The 20,419-nt window shown below is 71.7% G+C and carries 17 protein-coding genes; 6 read left to right on the top strand and 11 right to left on the bottom strand.

Going from position 1 to position 20,419, the window contains the following annotated elements; genetic code table 11:
- Positions 1–8: 8 nt before the first annotated feature.
- Positions 9–503: a DUF3180 family protein gene (locus ACFZA0_RS34910; protein WP_391024454.1), complete on the top strand. Its 495-nt coding sequence runs from the start codon at positions 9–11 to the stop codon at positions 501–503.
- Between the two features lie 100 nt (positions 504–603).
- On the opposite strand, the gene folE is transcribed toward ACFZA0_RS34910, so the two are convergent.
- From folE to dacB, 6 genes are all read right to left on the bottom strand, one after another.
- Entirely contained in the window at positions 604–1,209 is a 606-nt protein-coding gene (folE, locus tag ACFZA0_RS34905) for a GTP cyclohydrolase I FolE (protein ID WP_391024452.1), read from the bottom strand.
- Between the two features lie 227 nt (positions 1,210–1,436).
- Positions 1,437–3,473, bottom strand: coding sequence for an ATP-dependent zinc metalloprotease FtsH (gene ftsH, locus ACFZA0_RS34900; protein WP_391024450.1), 2,037 nt, complete (start codon positions 3,471–3,473; stop codon positions 1,437–1,439).
- Positions 3,474–3,706: 233 nt separating this feature from the next.
- Positions 3,707–4,267 (bottom strand): hypoxanthine phosphoribosyltransferase, encoded by a 561-nt coding sequence (gene hpt, locus ACFZA0_RS34895; RefSeq protein ID WP_391024448.1) that lies wholly within the window; start codon positions 4,265–4,267, stop codon positions 3,707–3,709.
- 198 nt (positions 4,268–4,465) lie between these two features.
- Positions 4,466–5,767, bottom strand: coding sequence for a tRNA lysidine(34) synthetase TilS (gene tilS, locus ACFZA0_RS34890; RefSeq protein ID WP_391024446.1), 1,302 nt, complete (start codon positions 5,765–5,767; stop codon positions 4,466–4,468).
- 199 nt (positions 5,768–5,966) lie between these two features.
- Positions 5,967–7,091, bottom strand: coding sequence for a zinc-dependent metalloprotease (locus ACFZA0_RS34885; protein WP_391024444.1), 1,125 nt, complete (start codon positions 7,089–7,091; stop codon positions 5,967–5,969).
- Between the two features lie 203 nt (positions 7,092–7,294).
- On the bottom strand, positions 7,295–8,887 hold the full coding sequence (dacB, locus tag ACFZA0_RS34880; protein WP_391024442.1) for a D-alanyl-D-alanine carboxypeptidase/D-alanyl-D-alanine-endopeptidase: 1,593 nt from the start codon (positions 8,885–8,887) through the stop codon (positions 7,295–7,297).
- 79 nt (positions 8,888–8,966) lie between these two features.
- Here dacB and ACFZA0_RS34875 point away from each other — a divergent pair, with 79 nt between their 5' ends.
- Both ACFZA0_RS34875 and ACFZA0_RS34870 read left to right on the top strand, forming a co-directional pair.
- The gene (locus ACFZA0_RS34875; RefSeq protein WP_391024537.1) at positions 8,967–9,458 is read left to right on the top strand and encodes an inorganic diphosphatase; all 492 of its coding nucleotides are present in this window, start codon (positions 8,967–8,969) and stop codon (positions 9,456–9,458) included.
- A gap of 151 nt (positions 9,459–9,609) precedes the next feature.
- Positions 9,610–11,319, top strand: a complete 1,710-nt coding sequence (locus ACFZA0_RS34870; RefSeq protein ID WP_391024441.1) for a threonine/serine exporter family protein — start codon at positions 9,610–9,612, stop codon at positions 11,317–11,319.
- Between the two features lie 34 nt (positions 11,320–11,353).
- On the opposite strand, the gene ACFZA0_RS34865 is transcribed toward ACFZA0_RS34870, so the two are convergent.
- Positions 11,354–12,691 (bottom strand): VTT domain-containing protein, encoded by a 1,338-nt coding sequence (locus tag ACFZA0_RS34865; RefSeq protein WP_391024440.1) that lies wholly within the window; start codon positions 12,689–12,691, stop codon positions 11,354–11,356.
- Positions 12,692–12,933: 242 nt separating this feature from the next.
- Between ACFZA0_RS34865 and ACFZA0_RS34860 the strand changes: the two genes are divergently transcribed.
- Entirely contained in the window at positions 12,934–14,346 is a 1,413-nt protein-coding gene (locus tag ACFZA0_RS34860) for a glutamate decarboxylase (protein ID WP_391024438.1), read from the top strand.
- A 76-nt stretch (positions 14,347–14,422) separates the two neighbouring features.
- Here the strand turns inward: ACFZA0_RS34860 and ACFZA0_RS34855 are convergent, their stop codons facing one another.
- The 3 genes from ACFZA0_RS34855 to ACFZA0_RS34845 form a co-directional block, all read right to left on the bottom strand.
- Positions 14,423–14,974 (bottom strand): DUF664 domain-containing protein, encoded by a 552-nt coding sequence (locus ACFZA0_RS34855; protein ID WP_391024436.1) that lies wholly within the window; start codon positions 14,972–14,974, stop codon positions 14,423–14,425.
- A gap of 264 nt (positions 14,975–15,238) precedes the next feature.
- The gene (locus ACFZA0_RS34850) at positions 15,239–16,699 is read right to left on the bottom strand and encodes an aldehyde dehydrogenase family protein (protein ID WP_391024434.1); all 1,461 of its coding nucleotides are present in this window, start codon (positions 16,697–16,699) and stop codon (positions 15,239–15,241) included.
- Between the two features lie 180 nt (positions 16,700–16,879).
- Positions 16,880–17,704, bottom strand: coding sequence for a Scr1 family TA system antitoxin-like transcriptional regulator (locus tag ACFZA0_RS34845; RefSeq protein ID WP_391024535.1), 825 nt, complete (start codon positions 17,702–17,704; stop codon positions 16,880–16,882).
- A 352-nt stretch (positions 17,705–18,056) separates the two neighbouring features.
- Here ACFZA0_RS34845 and ACFZA0_RS34840 point away from each other — a divergent pair, with 352 nt between their 5' ends.
- Positions 18,057–18,551: an ATP-binding protein gene (locus ACFZA0_RS34840; RefSeq protein ID WP_391024432.1), complete on the top strand. Its 495-nt coding sequence runs from the start codon at positions 18,057–18,059 to the stop codon at positions 18,549–18,551.
- A gap of 303 nt (positions 18,552–18,854) precedes the next feature.
- Here the strand turns inward: ACFZA0_RS34840 and ACFZA0_RS34835 are convergent, their stop codons facing one another.
- On the bottom strand, positions 18,855–19,133 hold the full coding sequence (locus ACFZA0_RS34835) for a DUF397 domain-containing protein (protein WP_391024431.1): 279 nt from the start codon (positions 19,131–19,133) through the stop codon (positions 18,855–18,857).
- 593 nt (positions 19,134–19,726) lie between these two features.
- Here ACFZA0_RS34835 and ACFZA0_RS34830 point away from each other — a divergent pair.
- Positions 19,727–20,353, top strand: a complete 627-nt coding sequence (locus ACFZA0_RS34830) for a hypothetical protein (protein ID WP_391024429.1) — start codon at positions 19,727–19,729, stop codon at positions 20,351–20,353.
- Positions 20,354–20,419 lie beyond the last annotated feature (66 nt).

The raw sequence follows: 20,419 nt of genomic DNA, 5'->3' as shown, positions 1-20,419 counted from the left end.
GGGACACCGTGAGAGAGCTGCGCGTCAGGGTGCTGGTCGGCGTGTTCGTCGTCGCCGGAGTGCTGTCCTGGGCAGGCGCCCGCCTGTGGAACTCGGTGGGGACCCTCCCCAGCGTTCCCCTGGCCGCCCCCATCGTGCTGGCGCTGATCGCCGTGGTCCTGCTGGCCACCGCGCTGTCCCTGCGGTCCCGGCTGCGGGCGCAGCGGGAGCGCGAGCCCGGCGCCAAGGGCGTCGACCCGATGATGGCCGCGCGTGCCGTCGTCTTCGGGCAGGCCAGCGCGCTGGTGGCCGCCCTCGTGTCCGGCATGTACGGCGGCACGGGTGTCTTCCTGCTGGAGTCCCTGGACCTGCCCACCCGCCGCGACCAGGCGATCTACGCCGGAGCCTCCGTCGTCGCGGGCATCGCCGTCATAGCGGCGGCCCTGTTCCTGGAGCGCGTGTGCCGGCTCCCGGAGGACGACGACGAGAACACCCCGGGCGGCGGCGCGGCCCCGGCGGCGTAACCGCCCCGCGAAGCTCCGCATCCGCCGGCCGTCGCCGCGGGCGCGGTCCCGTACCCACCCGCCGGGCCCTCGGCACACGGGACCGCACCGCGCCCGGCGCTCACCGCGCCAGTATCAGGCTCATCGCCTCGGCGCGGGTCGTGGAGTCGCGCAGCTGCCCGCGCACCGCGGACGTCGTGGTCTTCGCGCCCGGCTTGCGCACACCGCGCACCGACATGCACATGTGCTCGGCCTCGATGACGACGATGGCACCCCGTGCTTCGAGGATGCGCATCAGGGAGTCGGCGATCTGCGTGGTGAGTCGTTCCTGCACCTGGGGGCGGCGCGCGAAGACCTCGACGAGACGGGCCAGCTTCGACAGTCCGGTGATCTTGCCGCTCACCGCCGGGATGTAGCCGACGTGGGCCACGCCGTGGAACGGCAGCAGGTGGTGCTCGCACAGGCTGACGATCTCGATGTCCTTCACCAGGACCATCTCGTCGTGCCCCAGGTCGAACGTCGTCGTGAGGACGTCCTCCGGCTCCTGCCGCAGGCCGGCCAGCAGCTCCCGGTAGGCCCGCGCGACGCGCGCCGGGGTCTCCAGCAGTCCCTCGCGGTCCGGGTCCTCGCCGACCGCGATCAGCAGTTCGCGCACGGCGTTCTCGGCACGCTTCTCGTCGAACTCGCCGATCGAACCCTCGCCGTCCAGCGTCACGGGGTCAGTCATCTCGTGCCTCGTTCCTGTGCGTTCCACGTGCGGACATACGAAAATGCCGCGCCCCCAGGCTAGAACCCGGGGGACGCGGCCTGCATTCCGGGCCGGACGGGACCAAAGCGACGAGAGGGCCGCCCGTGGCGGCGGTGCCCGGCCGGGCCCCGTGAACCCCGACGGCCCCCGGGATACCCGGGGGCCGTCGGACGCGTAGGACGCGGTACTGCTTCGGAGCCTGCCTGTCAGCTCTCGGGGCGGTCCTCAGGAGCCGCCTCGGGGGCCGGGGCAGGGTCCACCGGGGCCTTGGTGGTGCTGATCGAGGCCGTCGTGCCGTTCGCCCCGTTCGTCAGTGCCAGCTCCCGGGGGGAGAGCACCGGCGGGCGGGTGGACGGCGTACGCCGCGAGGAACCGGTCCACGCGGGACGCGGGGGACGCCGGACGATGGTGGAGAAGATCTCGGCGATCTCCTCCTTGCCCAGCGTCTCGCGCTCCAGCAGGGCGAGGACGAGGTTGTCGAGGACGTCGCGGTTCTCGACCAGGATCTCCCAGGCCTCGTTGTGCGCCGTCTCGATGAGCTTCTTGACCTCTTCGTCGACGAGCGCCGCGACCTCTTCCGAGTAGTCGCGCTGGTGGCCCATCTCCCGGCCGAGGAACGGCTCGGTGTTGTCGCCGCCGAACTTGATCGCGCCGAGCCGCTCGGTCATGCCGTACTGCGTGACCATGGCGCGGGCGGTCGAGGTCGCCTTCTCGATGTCGTTCGCCGCGCCCGTCGTCGGGTCGTGGAAGACGAGCTCCTCGGCAGCGCGGCCGCCCAGCATGTACGCGAGCTGGTCCAGCATCTCGTTGCGCGTGGTCGAGTACTTGTCCTCGTCCGGCAGCACCATGGTGTAGCCGAGCGCACGGCCCCGGGACAGGATCGTGATCTTGTGGACCGGGTCGGAGTTCGGTGAGGCCGCCGCGACCAGGGCGTGTCCGCCCTCGTGGTACGCGGTGATCTTCTTCTCCTTGTCCGACATGATCCGGGTCCGCTTCTGCGGGCCCGCGACCACACGGTCGATCGCCTCGTCGAGCATGTGGTTGTCGATCAGCTTCAGGTCGCTGCGCGCCGTGAGGAGCGCCGCTTCGTTCAGCACGTTCGACAGGTCCGCACCGGTGAAGCCGGGGGTGCGGCGGGCCACGGCGGCCAGGTCGACGTTGGGCGCGACCGGCTTGCCCTTCTGGTGGACCTTGAGGATCTCCAGACGGCCCTGCATGTCCGGACGGTCGACCGCGATCTGCCGGTCGAAACGGCCCGGACGCAGCAGCGCCGGGTCGAGGATGTCCGGGCGGTTGGTGGCGGCGATCAGGATGACGCCGCCCTTGACGTCGAATCCGTCCATCTCGACGAGCAGCTGGTTCAGCGTCTGCTCGCGCTCGTCGTGCCCGCCGCCGAGGCCGGCGCCGCGGTGGCGGCCGACCGCGTCGATCTCGTCGACGAAGACGATGGCCGGCGCGTTCGCCTTGGCCTGCTCGAAGAGGTCACGCACCCGGGAGGCACCGACACCGACGAACATCTCGACGAAGTCGGAACCGGAGATCGAGTAGAACGGGACGCCCGCCTCGCCGGCCACGGCCCGCGCGAGGAGCGTCTTGCCCGTACCGGGAGGACCGTAGAGCAGGACGCCCTTGGGGATCTTCGCCCCGACGGCCTGGAACTTGGCCGGCTCCTGGAGGAACTCCTTGATCTCGTGGAGTTCCTCGACCGCCTCGTCGGCACCCGCGACGTCCGCGAACGTCGTCTTCGGGGTGTCCTTGGTGATGAGCTTCGCCTTCGACTTCCCGAAGTTCATCACCCGGGAGCCGCCGCCCTGCATCTGATTCATCAGGAACAGGAAGACGACCACGATGAGGACGAAGGGCAGGAACGAGAGCAGAACGCTGAGGAATGGGTTCTGCCTCGACGGGGAGACGGTGTAACCGTCCGGGATCTGCTTGTCCTGGAACTTGGTCTGCAGGGTGTTGGCGAGGCTCACGCCCTGGTTGCCGATGTAGCTCGCCTGGATGCGGGAGCTGCCCTCGACCTTCTGACCGTCCTTGAGCTGGACCTTGATGGTCTGGTCGTCGCCGGTGAGGATCTTGGCCGACTCGACCTTGTTGGTGTTGATCGCCTGGACGACCTGGCCCGTGTCAACCGTCTTGTAGCCGCCGGACGAGCCGACAACCTGCATCAACACGACCACGGCAAGGACGGCCAGCACGATCCACATGACCGGCCCACGGAAGTATCGCTTCACGTCCATCCATACGGAGCGGTGTCGCCCCGTCCCTCCTGCCATAGTGAGTTTGATAAAGACAGTTCTTCTGACGGTACCCCAGCATTGTCACCCGAAGTCTCACGGGATGGCTGGCGATCCGCCCACGCATGCTCCAACGGCGCGCGGGCCCCTGGGGTTCCCGTGTCTGCCGCGGGGCCGGGGTGCCGTTGGGCCGTCCGGGCCGCCGACGGGCACCGCCGCCGCCGTACGGGTGCCGTTCAGCCGCCGTAGACGTGCGGCGCGAGCGTCCCGACGAAGGGCAGGTTGCGGTACTTCTCGGCGTAGTCGAGGCCGTAGCCGATGACGAACTCGTTGGGGATGTCGAAGCCGACCCACTCCACGTCGATGGCGACCTTCGCGGCCTCCGGCTTGCGCAGCAGCGTGCACACCTTGAGGGAGGCGGGCTCGCGCGAGCCGAGGTTGGAGATCAGCCAGGACAGGGTCAGCCCGGAGTCGATGATGTCCTCGACGATCAGGACGTGCCGTCCCTTGATGTCGGTGTCCAGGTCCTTGAGGATCCGCACGACACCGGAGGACTGGGTGCCGGCCCCGTACGAGGACACCGCCATCCAGTCCATGGTGACGGGGGTGGACAGCGCCCGCGCGAGGTCCGCCATGACCATCACCGCGCCCTTGAGCACACCGACGATCAGCAGGTCCTTGCCCGCGTACTCCGCGTCGATCTTCGCGGCCAGCTCGGCCAGCTTCGCGTCGATCTCTTCCTTGGTGATGAGCACCGACTGAAGGTCGGCACCCATGTCTTTCGCGTCCACCCGCATCACTTTCGGTCGTCCCGCACTGCTTCGGCTCGTTTCCCTCCGGGGTGCCGGCGCCCTGAAGGCGCCGGCCGTGCCCGGCCACGCGTACCCACGGCGTCCGCGCGCGCCCGGCGGTCCGGGCGCGCGGCGTCGGCCGGTTCGTCGGGCCGACCGGTTCCTCCGGGGCGGAGGAACCGGGTGCCCACGAGGGGCGTGTGGTCAGCCGTGCCGGATGACCAGTCTGCCACCCTGCCGACGGGCGACGACCTTGCCCGGCAGATTGATGGCCCGCTGGCCGCGCCAGCCGGTGATCAGCCGGTCGATCTCCTCGATGTGACGGGCGAACAGCGAGCCCGCGGGAGCGCCCGCCTCGATGGCGGCGCGCCGCAGGATGCGACGGCGCACCGCGGGCGGCAGGGCGAACAGCTTGGCGCAGTCCAGCAGGCCGGCGGCGTCGCGCACGCCCGCCTCGGCCTGGCTGGCCCAGGCGTCGAGGGCGTCCGCGTCGTCGCGGGAGAGCTGGGCCGTGCGCGCGAGGGCCTCGACGACGCCCTTGCCCAGCGCCTTCTCCAGCGCGGGCAGGCCCTCGTGGCGCAGCCGGGAGCGGGTGTAGGTGGGGTCGGCGTTGTGCGGGTCGTCCCAGACGGGGAGCGACTGGACCATGCAGGCGCGGCGCGCGGTCTGCCGGTCGATCTGCAGGAAGGGGCGCCGGTAACGGCCGCCGGCCCCCGAGACCGCGGCCATGCCCGACAGGGACCGCACGCCGGAGCCGCGGGCGAGCCCGAGCAGCACCGTCTCGGCCTGGTCGTCGCGGGTGTGGCCGAGCAGGACGGCGGCGGCGCCGAGGCGGCCCGCGGCCTCGTCGAGCGCGGCGTACCGGGCGTCCCGGGCGGCGGCCTCGGGGCCGCCCTCGCGGCCGACGTGCACGGCGGCCGACTCGACGGGATCCAGGCCGAGTTCGCGCAGTCGCTGGACGACCTCGGCGGCGCGTTCGTCGGAGCCGGTCTGCAGTCCGTGGTCGACGGTGACACCGCCGGCGCGGATGCCGAGCTTGCGCGCCTCGAAGGCGAGCGCGGAGGCCAGCGCCATGGAGTCCGCGCCGCCGGAGCAGGCCACCAGCACGAGCGGAGCCTCGGCGCGGCCGGGCACGGACTGCTCGGCCGCCGGGGCGGCCGGAGAGGTCTGGGGGGTGCGGGACGGGGGCGGGATGCGGGAGGCGTCCGCCGCCGGGGCGGGCTGCGCGATCCGGTCGGCCGGGACGCCCGGTCCGGCCGGGCCGCCGGGTCCGCTGCGATCGGCCCGGTCGAACTGGTCGATCTGCGCGGTCGATCCGGTGCGTCCGTCGTACGCGGGCTGCGTCGCGCGGACCGTCATGGCCGCCTGCGCGGTCGCGCGTGCGGCCCGGGACGCGCGGGCGGCCGGGGAGGAGGGTGAGGCGGGGGCGGTGTGTTCGGTGAGGATGTCGTGGAGTACGCGGCGGACCGCCAGGCGTATCGCCGCGACCGCAGGATGGGGACCCATGTCCGGTTCCCTTCATGAAGTTTTCGGGAGGTTAACCCGAGGCCGGTCACTCAGAGTGTGTAGATGGTGACAGAGCCGGGCCGTTCCCCGAGCATTGCACGCCTACCCATCGCTCACGGTCCCTCAGACGGGTGATTGCGAGGGCGTTCTCCTGCCGTAGACGCGACCAATCACCCTCGGTTCGCCGGGCTTTCGTGCCTCACGCCTCCGGCCGGCTGTGGACGCGGGCGATCCAGTCCGCGGGCTTCGCGATCTCCGACTTCGTCGGGAGGGTGTTCGGCGAGGTCCACACCCGGTTGAAGCCGTCCATCCCCACCTCGCCGACGACGGCCCGCACGAACCGCTCCCCGTCGCGGTACTGGCGCATCTTGGCGTCCAGGCCCAGGAGTTTGCGCAGCGCCATGTCGAGACGCGAGGCGCCGTTGGCCCGCCGCTGCTGGAACTTCTCGCGGATCTCGGCGACGGACGGCACGACCGAGGGGCCCACGCCGTCCATGACGTAGTCGGCGTGGCCCTCCAGGAGCGACATCACGGCGGTGAGCCGGCCGAGGATCTCGCGCTGCGCCGGGCTCTGCACCAGTTCGACCAGGGACCGGCCGCCGTCGTCCTCCTCGCCCTCGGGGCGGGAACCGGCCAGCGACTGGGCGGCCTCGCGGATGCGCTCCAGGAAGGCGGCCGGCTCGACGTCGGTCTCCGCGAGGAACGACTGGACCTCGCCCTCCAGGTGCGCGCGCAGCCACGGCACGCCGGTGAACTGCGTGCGGTGCGTCTCCTCGTGCAGGCACACCCAGAGCCTGAAGTCGTGCGGCCGCACGTCGAGTTCGCGTTCCACGTGGACGATGTTGGGCGCGACCAGGAGCAGTCGCCCGCCGCCGTTCTGACCGGCCGGCAGGTCGCGCGTGGAGGGGGCGAACGTCTCGTACTGGCCGAGGACCCGCGACGACAGGAAGGAGAGCAGCATGCCCAGTTCGACGCCGGTGACCTTGCCGCCGACCGCGCCGAACACGGCGCCGCCCGCACTGCCCGAGCGCCGCTCCTGCATCTTGTCGAGCAGGGGCTTGAGCACCTCCCGGAACCCGGCGACGTTCGCCCGCACCCAGCCCGGCCGGTCGACGACCAGGACGGGGGTGTCGTCGGCGCCGTCGGCAGCCATCCGGGTGAAGCCGCGGACGTGCTCCTCCGACGCCTTGGCGTGCCGCCGCAGTTCCGCGACGACGGCGCGTGCCTCGTCGCGGCCCACTTCGGGGCCCGGCCGCGCGAGCCGGGTCGCGGTCGCCACCGCGAGATTCCAGTCGACCATCTCCGCACCACCGATGCTCGTCATGCGTCAACGGTACGTGAGGCCCGCCCCTTGGGGCAGGGCCGAGCGCCACGAGGGGTCACCGTGACCGACGGGGCACCCGGGACCCCGCCGCGCACGGCCCGGCGCCCCGGGCCCGGCGCCGGCCACGCGCGAGACGGCCGTACGGGGGACGCGGGCCGGCCGGCCGGGGGTCACGGCCTCCCGCGCGCGGGGCGCCCCGCCCCTCAGCGGCAGCCGCAGCCCGCCAGGGCCGTCGCCGTGCGGTCCAGGGCCGAGATCGCGGCCGTCGGGTCGGTGGTGCCGGAGGTGAGGAACGCGAAGGCGAGCATCCGGCCGTCCTTGTCGACGACCGTGCCGGCCAGCGCGTTGACGCCGGTCAGCGTGCCCGTCTTGGCCCGGACGACCCCCGCCGCGCCGTCCCCGGCGTAGCGGCCGCTCAGGGTGCCCGTGAAGCCGGCCACCGGCAGGCCCGTCAGGACCGGGCGCAGTTCGGGGTGGTCGGCGGCGCCCGCCTTCACCAGGAGCGCGGTGAGCAGGTTCGCGGTGAGCCGGTCGTCGCGGTCCAGGCCGCTGCCGTCGTGGAACCGGGCCCCGGCCACCGGCAGGCCCAGCAGCTTCAGCCGGGCCCCGACGGCCGCCGCGCCGCCCGCGAAGTCCGCGCGCGTACCGGCCGCCACGGCGGTCTGCCGGGCGAGCGCCTCCGCGATGTCGTTGTCGCTGTTGGTCAGCATCCGCTCGACCACGTCGGACAGCGGCGGCGAGGAGACCGAGGCGAGAGTGGCCGCGCGGCCCGTCGCCTTGGAGGGGCCGGGCGACGTCGTCGTGACGCCGTGCCGCTTCAGGAACCCGGCGAAGGTGCGCGCCGCGGACACCGCCGGGTCGCTCACGCGCGCCGTCGGACCGCTCGTCGAGTCGTCGGTGCGCCCCTCGTCCGCGACGAGGGCGCTCACCGGGGCGAGGTTGTCGTTGACCCCGATGGGGTGAAGCGCGGTGCCCGCGTACAGGGTGGTGTCGTACGACAGCGTCACCTTCTTGATGCCGCGCTTCTTCAGCGCGGCGGCCGTGCTGTCGGCGAGCGTGCGCAGGCTGGCCCAGCCGTCGGCGTCCGCGTGCGCGGTGAGCGTCGGGTCGCCGCCGCCGACCAGGACGAGTTCCTTCGTGTCGGGCTCCAGCGCGGCCCGGGTGGTGAACCGGTGGTCGGTGCCCAGCGCGGACAGCGCGGCCACGGCCGTGGCGATCTTGGTGGTGGACGCGGGCGTCAGCGCCCGGCCCGCGTCCTTCGTGTAGAGCGCCCGCCCCGAGGAGACGTCGACCACGGCGGCCGTGTGCGCGGTACCGAGGGCGGCGTCGCCGAGGAGCGGCCCGAGCAGCCCGGTGAGCGCCCGGCCGGTGGGCGCCGTCCCGACGGATCCCGCCACCGCCCCGGTACCGCCCAGGCCGGCCAGCACGGTGGCCGCGCTCGGCGCCGGCAACGCGGCGCTGTCCGCCTGCCGCTTCGAACGGGTGCCGTGATCTGTGCCACCCGCCCCGGCCCCGGCGACCGCCCGGTCCCGCTCGGCCGTACGCTGACCCGTGGAGTCCCAGGGACCCGCGGCGGTCACCACGCCGGCCGCCAGTACCGCACCCGCGGTGCCGGCGATCGCCGTGAACTGCCAGGTCGCGAGCTTCGCGCCCCGCGCGAGACGCGGTCGCGCGGACCCCGCGGACGACGGCCGCACGGATCGCGCGGCCCCCGCCAGACGTGACCGTGCGCCCCGCGCGAGGCGCGCGAGACGGGGGCGCGCGGCCCGCCAAGCCCTCAGCTCCGGCACGACCACCAGCCCCTTTCGCGATCACACACGTGCGTGAGGGACACTTAACCACCAGAACTATGTGCTGATCATGGAGGAGCCACCGGTGGAGTTCGACGTCACGATCGAGATTCCGAAGGGTTCGCGGAACAAGTACGAGGTGGACCACGAGACCGGTCGCATTCGCCTGGACCGCCGCCTCTTCACCTCGACCAGTTACCCCGCGGACTACGGATTCGTCGAGAACACCCTCGGCGAGGACGGCGACCCGCTGGACGCCCTGGTCATCCTGGACGAGCCGACCTTCCCCGGCTGCCTCATCAAGTGCCGCGCCATCGGCATGTTCCGCATGACCGACGAGGCCGGCGGCGACGACAAGGTGCTGTGCGTCCCGGCGTCCGACCCGCGGGTCGAGCACCTGCGCGACATCCACCACGTGTCGGAGTTCGACCGCCTGGAAATCCAGCACTTCTTCGAGGTCTACAAGGACCTGGAGCCCGGCAAGTCCGTCGAGGGCGCCGACTGGGTCGGCCGCAGCGACGCCGAGGCCGAGATCGAGCGTTCCATCAAGCGCGCCCAGGACCACGGCGGCCACTGAGCCGCACGGGTCACGGGGCTCCGGCCCCGGGCCGCGCAGCGTCCGCGCGAACGGGCCGTGTCACTCCCCGAGGGGGGTGGCGCGGCCCGTTCGCGTTTCTGTGCGCATACTGAGTCTTGATCGTCGTCGTCGTGCAGGGAGCGTTGCGCAAGTGACGGACGCGGAGGACCGCAGGCCTCAGTCGGAGCGGGCGCGGAGCATGTACGCGCATCCCGCCGGCGGTGGCACGGCGGTCGACACCGAGTCGTCGACGACGTCAGAGTTCACCCTCCCGGAGGGTCTCGCGATGGGCCGGCCGGCCGTGCCGGAGTCGGAGACCACCTCCGAGTTCGCCCTCCCCGACGGTCTCGACACACCGCCCGCGCCCGCCCCGGAGACCGAGGGATCGGCGTTCAGCCTGCCCAGCGGCTTCGGCCTGGAGACCCTGCACGCCTTCACCCCGGCCACCGGGCTCCCCGCGGTCGACCTCGTCAAGGACGCGCCCTGGCAGGACCGCATGCGTACCGTGCTGCGGCTGCCGGTGGCCGAACGGCCCGCCCCCGAGTCCGCGCAGCGCACCGCCGACGAGACCGGGCCCGCGGTCCCCCGCGTCCTCGACCTGACCCTTCGCATCGGCGAACTGCTGCTCGCGGGCGGCGAGGGCGCGGAGGACGTCGAGGCCGCCATGCTGTCGGTGTGCCGCTCGTACGGCCTCGACCGCTGCGAGCCGAACGTCACCTTCACGCTGCTGTCGATCTCGCACCAGCCCTCCCTGGTGGACGACCCGGTGACCGCGTCCCGCACGGTGCGCCGCCGCGGCACCGACTACACGCGTCTCGCCGCCGTCTTCCAGCTCGTCGACGACCTCGCCGACCCGGAGACGGTCGTCTCGCTGGAGGAGGCGTACCGGCGCCTCGCGGAGATCCGCCGCAACCGCCACCCCTACCCCGGCTGGGCCCTGACCCTGGCCAACGGGCTGCTCGCCGGCGCGGCCTCCGTCCTCGTCGGCGGTGGCCCCCTGGTGTTCCTGTGCGCGGCCCTCGGCGCCATGCTCGGCGACCGGCTCGCGTGGCTGTGCGCCGGGCGCGGGCTGCCGGAGTTCTACCAGTTCACCGTCGCCGCGACCCCGCCCGCCGCGATCGGCATCGCGCTGACCCTCGCCAACGTCGACGTCCGCGCGTCCGCCGTGATCACCGGTGGGCTGTTCGCGCTGCTGCCCGGAAGGGCGCTGGTGGCGGGTGTGCAGGACGGCCTGACCGGCTTCTACATCACGGCCGCCGCGCGGCTCCTGGAAGTCATGTATTTCTTCACCGGCATCGTCATCGGCGTGCTGGTGGTCCTCTACTTCGGGGTGAAGTTCGGCGCGCCCCTCAACCCCGACACCGCGCTGGGCACCTCCCAGCAGCCGGTGGTGCAGATCCTCGCGTCGATGCTGCTGTCGCTGACCTTCGCGGTGCTGCTCCAGCAGGAACGGTCCACCGTGCTCATGGTGACGCTCAACGGGGGCGTCGCCTGGTCGGTGTACGGCGCGATGCACACCGTGGGCGGCATCTCCCCGGTGGCGTCGACGGCCGCGGCGGCCGGTCTCGTCGGCCTGTTCGGGCAGCTCCTGTCGCGCTACCGGTTCGCGTCCGCGCTGCCCTACACCACCGCCGCCATCGGCCCGCTGCTGCCCGGTTCCGCGACGTACTTCGGGCTGCTCGCGATCGCCCAGAACGAGGTCGACAAGGGCCTGCTGTCACTGGCCCGCGCGGTGTCGCTCGCCATGGCCATCGCGATCGGCGTGAACCTGGGGTCCGAGATCTCCCGGCTGTTCCTGCGGCTGCCGGGCGCCGGCAGCGCCGCCGGCCGCCGCGCGGCCAAGCGGACGCGCGGCTTCTGAGGCACGGCCGGGCGGGGAGCGGCCGGCCGCTCCCCTACTGCTCGGGGTGACCGCCCCGGCCCCGGTGGCCCGGCTGCGGCTGCCCGCCCTGCTGCGGCTGCTGCGGGTACGCCTCGGGCGCGTACGGGCCGGGCTGCGGGTAGCCGTACCCCGGTCCTGCGCCGCCGTCCCGCTGCTCCTGCGTGCCGTACGGCTGCTGCCCGCCCTGCGGGTTCTGCGCGTACGGCTGCTGCTGCTGGTAGGGCTGCGGCTGCGGCTGCCCCTGCGGGTAGGGCCGGCGCCCGTACTGCGGCGCGTCCTGCCCGTACGGCTGCTGCTGCCCCGCCTGCGCGTCCTGCCCGTACGGCTGCTGCTGCCCGTACTGCTGCGGGTGTCCGCCCTGCGGGCCGCCGTACTGCTGCTGCCCGGCCCCGTACGCCCGCGGGTCCTGGCCGTACGGCTGCTGCTGCCCGTACTGCTGCGGCGCACCGTACGGCTGCTGCTGCCCGTACTGCTGCTGCGGCGCACCGTAGGCCGCCGCGGACTGCTGCGCCGCGTACGCCTGCGGGTCCTGGGGCTGCTGCCGGTCCGGCGCGGCGGGGGCGCCGTACGAGCCGGCGTCCTGGGCGGCCGGACGGCGGTGACCGGGCTGGATGCGCAGGGGCCGCGTCGCGTCGTCCATGGCCGGCGGGCCGGCCGGGCCGTCGCCGCCCCACCCGTCGTCGTCCCGTCCGTCGCCGCCGTGCGCGTCCTCGCCCGCGGGCTGCGGGTTCTTCCTCGCCTTGGAGCGGGCCCGCAGGAACTCGATGGCGATCGGGACCACCGACACGAGGACGATGAGGACGAGGATCAGCTCGATGTTCTTGTTGACGAACTCGATGTTGCCCAGCCAGGAGCCCAGCAGGGTCACGCCCGCGCCCCACAGCACGCCGCCGATGATGTTGAACGTGAGGAACGAGCGGTACTTCATGCCGCTGACGCCCGCGATGATCGGCGTGAACGTGCGGACGACGGGCACGAAGCGGGCCAGCACCAGCGACTTCGGCCCGTACTTCTCGAAGAACTCGTGCGCCTTGACGACGTTCTCCTGCTTGAAGAGCCGCGAGTTGGGCCGGTTGAACAGCGACGGGCCGACCTTCTTGCCGAACAGGTAGCCCGCCTGGTCACCCAGGACCGCGGCGACGCAGATCAGCGCGATCGCCGCCCACAGCGGGAAGTCCAGCGTCCCCGAGGTGATGAGCAGGCCGCACGTGAACAACAGGGAGTCGCCCGGCAGGAAGAAGCCGATCAGCAGACCCGACTCCGCGAAGACGACCAGCAGCAGTCCCCACACGCTGTAGGTGTCGAGCAGGTAGTTCGGGTCCAGCCAGCTCGGTCCGAGGGCAAGCGTCATCACGGTTCCGGGCTCCTGAGGGTGGGGAACGATACGGCGTCGTGCTGGTACGGCCGCACAAAGCTATCAACGCACTGTGGCAGCCCCAGGTTCCACCGGTGGCTCCAGGATGCACTGTGCCCCCGCTGGGGCAAAGCTGTGAGTCGGGGGGCCGACGGGGCCCCGCCCCCGGCGCCCCGGCCCCCGGCGCCGACACTGGCACCGCCACGTGAGAACGCACTGCCGCCCCTCTGGGAGAGAACATGCCGCTGCACGCAGGTCCCGGGACGCCGGACGAGCGCCCGATGTCCGTGAACCCCTTCTTCGGCGAGGCGAACCCGGTCGCCGGCATGGACGAGGCACCGCCCAAGCACCGGCTCCCCGATCAGCCGATCCCGCCGGCCACCGCGTACCAGCTCGTGCACGACGAGCTGATGCTGGACGGCAACTCGCGGCTCAACCTCGCCACCTTCGTCACCACCTGGATGGAACCCCAGGCCGGCGTGCTGATGGCCGAGTGCCGCGACAAGAACATGATCGACAAGGACGAGTACCCGCGCACCGCCGAACTGGAGCGGCGCTGCGTCGCGATGCTCGCCGACCTGTGGAACGCTCCGGACCCCTCGGCCACCGTCGGCTGTTCGACGACCGGGTCGAGCGAGGCGTGCATGCTGGCCGGGATGGCGCTGAAGCGGCGCTGGGCGCACCGCAACGCCGACCGCTACCCGTCGGGCACCGCACGCCCGAACCTCGTCATGGGTGCCAACGTCCAGGTCTGCTGGGAGAAGTTCTGCAACTTCTGGGAGGTCGAGGCGCGCCAGGTGCCCATGGAGGGCGAGCGCTACCACATCGACCCGCAGGCGGCAGCCGACCTGTGCGACGAGAACACCATCGGCGTCGTCGGCATCCTCGGCTCCACCTTCGACGGCTCCTACGAACCGATCGCCGAGCTGTGCGCCGCGCTCGACGACCTCCAGCGGCGCACCGGGCTCGACGTCCCCGTGCACGTCGACGCGGCCTCCGGCGGCATGGTCGCGCCGTTCCTCGACGAGGACCTGGTGTGGGACTTCCGGCTGCCGCGCGTGGCGTCCATCAACACCTCCGGCCACAAGTACGGACTGGTCTACCCGGGCGTCGGCTGGGCACTGTGGCGCGACAAGGAGGCGCTGCCCGAGGAACTGGTCTTCCGCGTCAACTACCTGGGCGGCGACACCCCGACCTTCGCCCTCAACTTCTCGCGCCCCGGCGCCCAGGTCGTCGCGCAGTACTACACCTTCCTGCGCCTGGGCCGCGACGGGTACCGCGCGGTGCAGCAGGCGACGCGGGACGTGGCCGTGGGGCTGGCGGAACGGATCGAGGCGCTCGGCGACTTCCGGATGCTGACCCGCGGCGACGAGCTGCCGGTGTTCGCGTTCACGACCCGCGACGAGGTCACGTCGTACGACGTCTTCGACCTCTCCCGGCGGCTGCGGGAGAGCGGCTGGCTGGTCCCCGCGTACACCTTCCCCGCCAACCGGGAGGACCTGGCCGTGCTGCGGGTGGTGTGCCGCAACGGCTTCTCCTCCGACCTCGCGGACATGTTCCTGGAGGACCTGCGCCGCCTGCTGCCCCAACTCCACGAGCAGCCGCACCCGTTGACCCGCGACAAGCAGGCGGCCACGGGCTTCCACCACTGAGGCACCGCAGCACCGCCGGCGCCCCCGTGAACTCCCGCCCGGCGCACGGGCGTTCACGGGGGCGGCAGGGGCCGTCTCAGCCCTCCCAGGGCTCTCCCCGTTCCATGGCGACCAGTTCGAAGGCGACCTTGCCGTCGAGGGACTCACGGATGATGTCGGCGTGCCCCGCGTGCCGGGCCGTCTCGCGGATCAGGTTGAGGACCAGCCAGCGCATCGACACCGCCTCGTCCGGCGGGAACCACGGCTCGTCCGGCAGCGGGAACGTGTCGTCGAGGCTCGGCACCGAGCGGACGAACGCCTCCGTCTCGGCGGCGACCTTCTCCCAGTACGCGAGCTGCGAGTCGACACTCTCGTCGCCGACGAGCACGAAGCACTCGTGCCAGTTGGACCGGTCGCGGGCGACGGCCGGCGGCTCGCCCTTCGCGCGGGCGACCCAGCTCTGCTCCACCTCCGCGACGTGCTTGAGCAGCCCGCCGAGGCTCAACTCGCTGGCACTGGGCTTCTCCAGCGCCTGCTCCGCGGTCAGCCCCAGCAGGGAACGGCGGACACCGCCGCGCTGCTCCTCCAGGAACGACAGCAGGGCCCCGCGCTCGTCGCCCCGCGCCTCGGCACGCACGTGTGTGACCATGTTCGGCCACCTTTCTCGGTGGTTCTCGATCTCTCCCTGACCCCGACGACGCTACGGGCCCTTGCGGTCACCTTCTGTCCGCAAGTCCACCGGCGTGGCGCGCGAACCGGCGTGACGCCGCAGCCGTGCACCGCAGCCGTGCGACGCATCGATCCGCGTGACGCCGCACCCGCGTGACGCACGCATCGCCTCCGCCCGCCGGTGCGGACCGGCGGCCGGAGGCGATGCGTGCACGGCGGCGCGCGCCCGCGCCACGGGGTGCGGTCAGAACGGGAAGCCGCTGCGGCCGTGCTGCACGGAGATCCACTTCAGCGTGGTGAACGCGTCCAGCGTGGTCTCGCCGTTGAGGCGGCCGATGCCGGAGCTCTTCTCCCCGCCGAAGGGGACGAGCGGCTCGTCGTGCACGGTGCCGTCGTTGACGTGGAACATGCCGGTGTCGATCTGCTGCGCGAAGTTCACGCCGCGCTCGACGTCACCCGTGTGCACGGCGCCGCTGAGACCGTACGGGGTGTCGTTGACGATGGCGACGGCCTCGTCCTCCCCGTCGAAGGGGATGAGGAAGGCGACCGGTCCGAAGACCTCCTGCCGCAGCAGTTCCGAACCGGCGGGGACGTCGGTGAGCACGGACGGGGTCACCAGGTTGTCGGTGACGGTGCCCCGCACCAGCGCGGTGGCCCCCTCGGCCACGGCCTGCTCGACGACACCCGAGACCGAGTCCGCCTGCTGGGAGTTGATCAGCGGGCCGATGATGGTCTCGGGGTCGCGCGGGTCACCGGTCTTCAGCGTCTTGACCTTGGCGACGAACTTCTCGGTGAACTCGGCCAGTACGGCGCGGTCGACCAGCACGCGGTTGGCCGCCATGCAGACCTGGCCCTGGTGGACGTACCGGCTGAAGACCGCCGCGTCGACGGCGTAGTCGACGTCCGCGTCGTCGAGGACCACCAGGGCGCTGTTCCCGCCCAGTTCGAGGATCGACCGCTTGAACTGCGCGGCGCACACCGTCGCAACGTGCCGGCCGACCTTGTCCGACCCCGTGAAGGAGATGACCTTCGGGATCGGGTGCTCCAGGAAGGCGTCGCCGATCTCGGCGATGTCCGTGACGACGACGTTCAGCAGACCGGCGGGCAGACCGGCGTCCTCGAAGATCTTGGCGATGACCGTGCCACCGGCGATCGGGGTGTTCTGGTGCGGCTTGAGCACCACGCCGTTGCCCGCCGCGAGGGCCGGTGCGACCGACTTCAGCGACAGCAGGAACGGGAAGTTGAAGGGGCTGATGACGCCCACGACACCCACCGGCACCCGGTAGAGGCGGTTCTCCTTGCCGTCGATCGGCGACGGCAGGATCCTGCCCTCGGGACGCAGCGCCAGGTGCACCGACTCGCGCAGGAACTCCTTGGCGAGGTGCAGCTCGAAGCCGGCCTTGGTGTGCGTGCCGCCCAGCTCGGCGACGATCAGCTCGGTGAGCTCCTGCTGGCGCTCCTCGACGAGACGCAGCGCCTTCTCGAAGACGGCACGGCGCGCGTACGGGTTGGTGGCCGCCCACTCCTTCTGCGCGCGGGCCGCGGCCTTGTACGCCTGGTCGACCTCGTCGACGGTGGCGATGGCTATCGACGCCAGCTTCTCGCCGTCGTACGGGTTGAAGTCGATGATGTCCCAGGAGCCGGACCCGGGGCGCCATTCACCATCGATGTACTGCTGTGCGAGGTCGGCGAAGTAGGACGACATGTGTGATCCCTCGAATCCCTTGCTGCCTCACGGCGGGCGAGGCAGGCTCCCGGACGCCTTCACGTTCTGATCACGCGTCATCGTACTTGCGTTTCAAGGCAGTTGAAGTTCGAGTTCGGCCAACTGCGTTTTATTCACAGGCAAGAAGGGAACAGCGCCGAGCGGCATCCGTCCGGGACGTCAGATCAGCTGGAACAGACCGCGCAGCAGGTCCCGGCTCTCGTCGGGGGACGGACTGTCGCTCTGGAGCTCCGTGAGGGCGCGCTCGTACTGCGCGACGTCCTCCTGCTTGTCCAGATAGAGCGCGCTGGTGAGCTGCTCCAGATACACGACGTCCGACAGGTCGGAGTCGGGGAAGCCGAGGATGGTGAAGGCCCCGCTCTCCCCCGAGTGGCCGCCGAAGCTGAACGGCATGATCTGCAGGCGCACGTTGGGCGACTCCGACACCTCGATGAGGTGCTGGATCTGCCCCCGCATCGTCTCGCGGTCCCCGGCCGGCCTGCGCAGCGCCGCCTCGTCTATGACCACGTGGAGGTCGGGCGCGTTCTCCGAGACCAGGTACTTCTGCCGCTCCAGACGCAGCGCCACCCGGCGCTCCACGTCCGCCTCGCTCGCGTCCCGCATGCCGCGCCGCACGACCGCGCGGGCGTAGCCCTCGGTCTGCAACAGGCCGTGCACGAACTGCACTTCGTAGGACCGGATCACCGAGGCGGCGCCTTCGAGGCCGACATAGGTGGGGAACCAGCTCGGCAGCACGTCGGAGTAACTGTGCCACCAGCCCGCGACGTTGGCCTCCTTGGCGAGGGAGAGCAGGGAGGTGCGCTCCGCCTCGTCGTTGATGCCGTACAGCGTCAACAGGTCTTCCACGTCACGTGCCTTGAAGCTGACGCGCCCCAGCTCCATCCGGCTGATCTTCGACTCGGAGGCGCGGATCGAGTATCCCGCCGCCTCGCGCGTGATCCCCCTCGCCTCACGCAGTCGCCTGAGTTGCGAGCCGAGCAGCATCCGCCGCACCACCGATCCGGGCTCTCCCGCGCTCACGTTCGCCAGCCTCCCCAACGGTTCCAGGTCCCGAAGTGTGCCATCAAAACACTCCGAGCAGTACTCATGTGATTACGGAAAGGGAAAGCCTTGTCCTCCCTTTCACAGGTTCAGACCAGATTCGGGCCCCGCGACGGCGCAAAAGCGGGGGAAGACGTGCTGCGGACGGGGGAAAAAATGACCCAGAAGCGGTACGGTCACGTCCATTTCGGTCTCGTGCACGTGCATCTGCCCTTGCATCTGCCGGACGCATCGGAAACCATGGTCCCGCGCAACCGCTGCATCGCCACGACCGCGAACCCCGGGAGTGCCTCGCATGGGGACGAATGGATCGACCATGCTCGAGCCGTTGAGGCAGGGCCTTCCGCCGCTGGATCCCGCAGCAGCGCGCAACGCCGCCACCTGCGCCCTGCCCGCCCGCCTCGAATCGGTGCGTGAGGCACGGCAGTTCACCCGCAGGACCCTCGGACAGTGGGACGTCGGCGACCGCTTCGACGACGCCTGTCTCGTGGTCTCCGAACTGGTGACCAACGCCCTGCGCCACGCGATACCCCGCGAACCCACTCCGCAGGACCCCACCGCGCCCGTACGGCTGCATCTGATGCGCTGGACGGAGCGACTGGTGTGCGCGGTGCGCGACACCAGCCGCGGCACACCGGTCGCCGGCGACTCGGACGACTGCTCCGCGGAGTCGGGACGCGGCCTCTTCCTCGTCGAGTCGTTCAGCGACGGCTGGGGCTGGCACCCGCTCGCGGGCACCCTCACCGGCAAGGTCGTCTGGGCCATGTTCCAGCTCCACCCCGACCGCTGACGACCCCCGCTCTCTTTGCGCGCCAAGGGTCTACGCGCGTTACAGCGTGTATGCCGACGGTGACTGGATTTCCTTCTCCGGAGCGATGCCGGCGACACCGCCGGCCCCCCGGGCCGTCCCGCGCGACGGGCTGCGGCCCGGCTTCGGGTCCGGTTCCGGTTCCGGCCGCCGTGCCTTCCGCTTCGGCCGCCGCCGCGCCTTCCGTCCCGGCCTTCGGAGCCTGACCCTCTTCGCACCGGCCGCCGGGTGCGCCGGGTGCGCCCGGAATTGCCGACCCACCGTGCAACACGGCTCGCCGGACGGTCAGTTCAGAATCAGGTGGTCGAACTCGCCGTCCTTGATGCCCAGAAGCATCGCCTCGATCTCCGCCCGCGTGTAGACGAGGGCAGGACCGTCCGGGAAACGCGAGTTGCGCACCGCCACGTCACCGCCCGGCAGCCGCGCGAACTCCACGCAGGACCCCTGCGAGTTGCTGTGCCGGGACTTCTGCCAGGCGACGCCGTCCAGTGCCGCGGCGGCCATGCCGTTGTACACGCCGGACGCGTCGGCAACGTCAAACGCGTCGTACACGTCGTGTTCCACAGGTCGCTCCCCGGTGGTGCACCGGCCGGTGAGGGCCATAGATGCAGTGGTCAACTGACGGGGATCATAACCCTGTTCACGTGCAGATGCATGAGCAAATGCACGTGCACGAGGGGTGGTGGCGCGATTACAGCTCCGCCGACCTGGCTCCCCGTCCTCACCGGTGCCCGACCTGACGGGTTCCCGCCCGCCTCTCACGCATGCGGGCACCGGCTCCGCGGGGTGTTGGAGGGTGGGGCAACGTGGCGGGTCGTGAGGGGTTGTGGGGGCTTGCGTGGGGGCGGTGACGGAGGCTCGGTGGCCGATTCCGGGTGGGGGTGAGTGAGGCGGGGCAGGGGGTGGGGCCTGTTATCGAGGGGGCCTCTGTTGCTAAAACGTTTATCCGGGGCCGAGGGTTCCGGGTGGGGCACTCGGATCACGTGCACGCGACGGGCGGCGGGACGGACGGGGGCGCACGGGGAGTGCGGGGCGGACTCCGCGTGGGTCGTCCGGGTAACCCCTGGTAGCTTGCTGCGGTCGGTCCGGCATGTCCGTCCGGACGGCCGCGGACCGGTTCCGTGACCGGCAGGCGGGCCACAGCTTGGGGGTTACCAGTGACTTCGGCGATCTCAGCGACTCCGCCGGCTTCGGCCGTCCCGGCCGCTCCTCCCGCCTCCACCACCCGCGCCTCGGCCTCGGCCGCCGGAGCGGCCGGATCCCGGGTCCGGGGCCGGGGCCGGTCGGCACTCCGCCGCCGGGCCCGGTCGACGGCGGCGGCCGTCGGCGTTTCCGGCGCACTCGTCCTGGCTCTGGCCGCGTGCGACGGCGGAGGCGGCGGGGACGACGCCTCCTCCAGCGCCTCCGCGACCTCCACCGCCACCGCGAACACCGGTGGCGGCTCGGCCGGTTCGGGAAGCACGGACGGTACGGAATCGCCGGGCGGGCTGCCCGGCAGTTGGCTCGCGACCACCGGCGGCAAGGCGGTGGCCCTGGTGATCACGGGCGACAAGGCCGGCCTCTTCGCCACCGGCGGCACGGTGTGCAGCGGTACGGCGAGCGGCAGTTCGATCCGCCTCACGTGCGTGGACGGTTCCAAGGACCGCGCGAAGGGCACCGTCGACTCGGTCAACAGCACGACGCTCAAGGTCACATGGAAGAGCGGCCTCGGCTCCGAGACGTACACACGCGCCGAGGGCGGCAAACTCCCGTCGGGTTTGCCGACGAGCACGAGTACTTCTTGAGTACCGGTACGTACTGCGGACTCGGGACACGCCGGGCGGACGGTGCGCGGGGCGGACGGTGCGGCG

Source organism: Streptomyces sp. NPDC008150, assembly GCF_042956945.1.
Lineage (GTDB): Bacteria > Actinomycetota > Actinomycetes > Streptomycetales > Streptomycetaceae > Streptomyces.
This window is presented reverse-complemented; position numbering and strand designations above follow the sequence as displayed.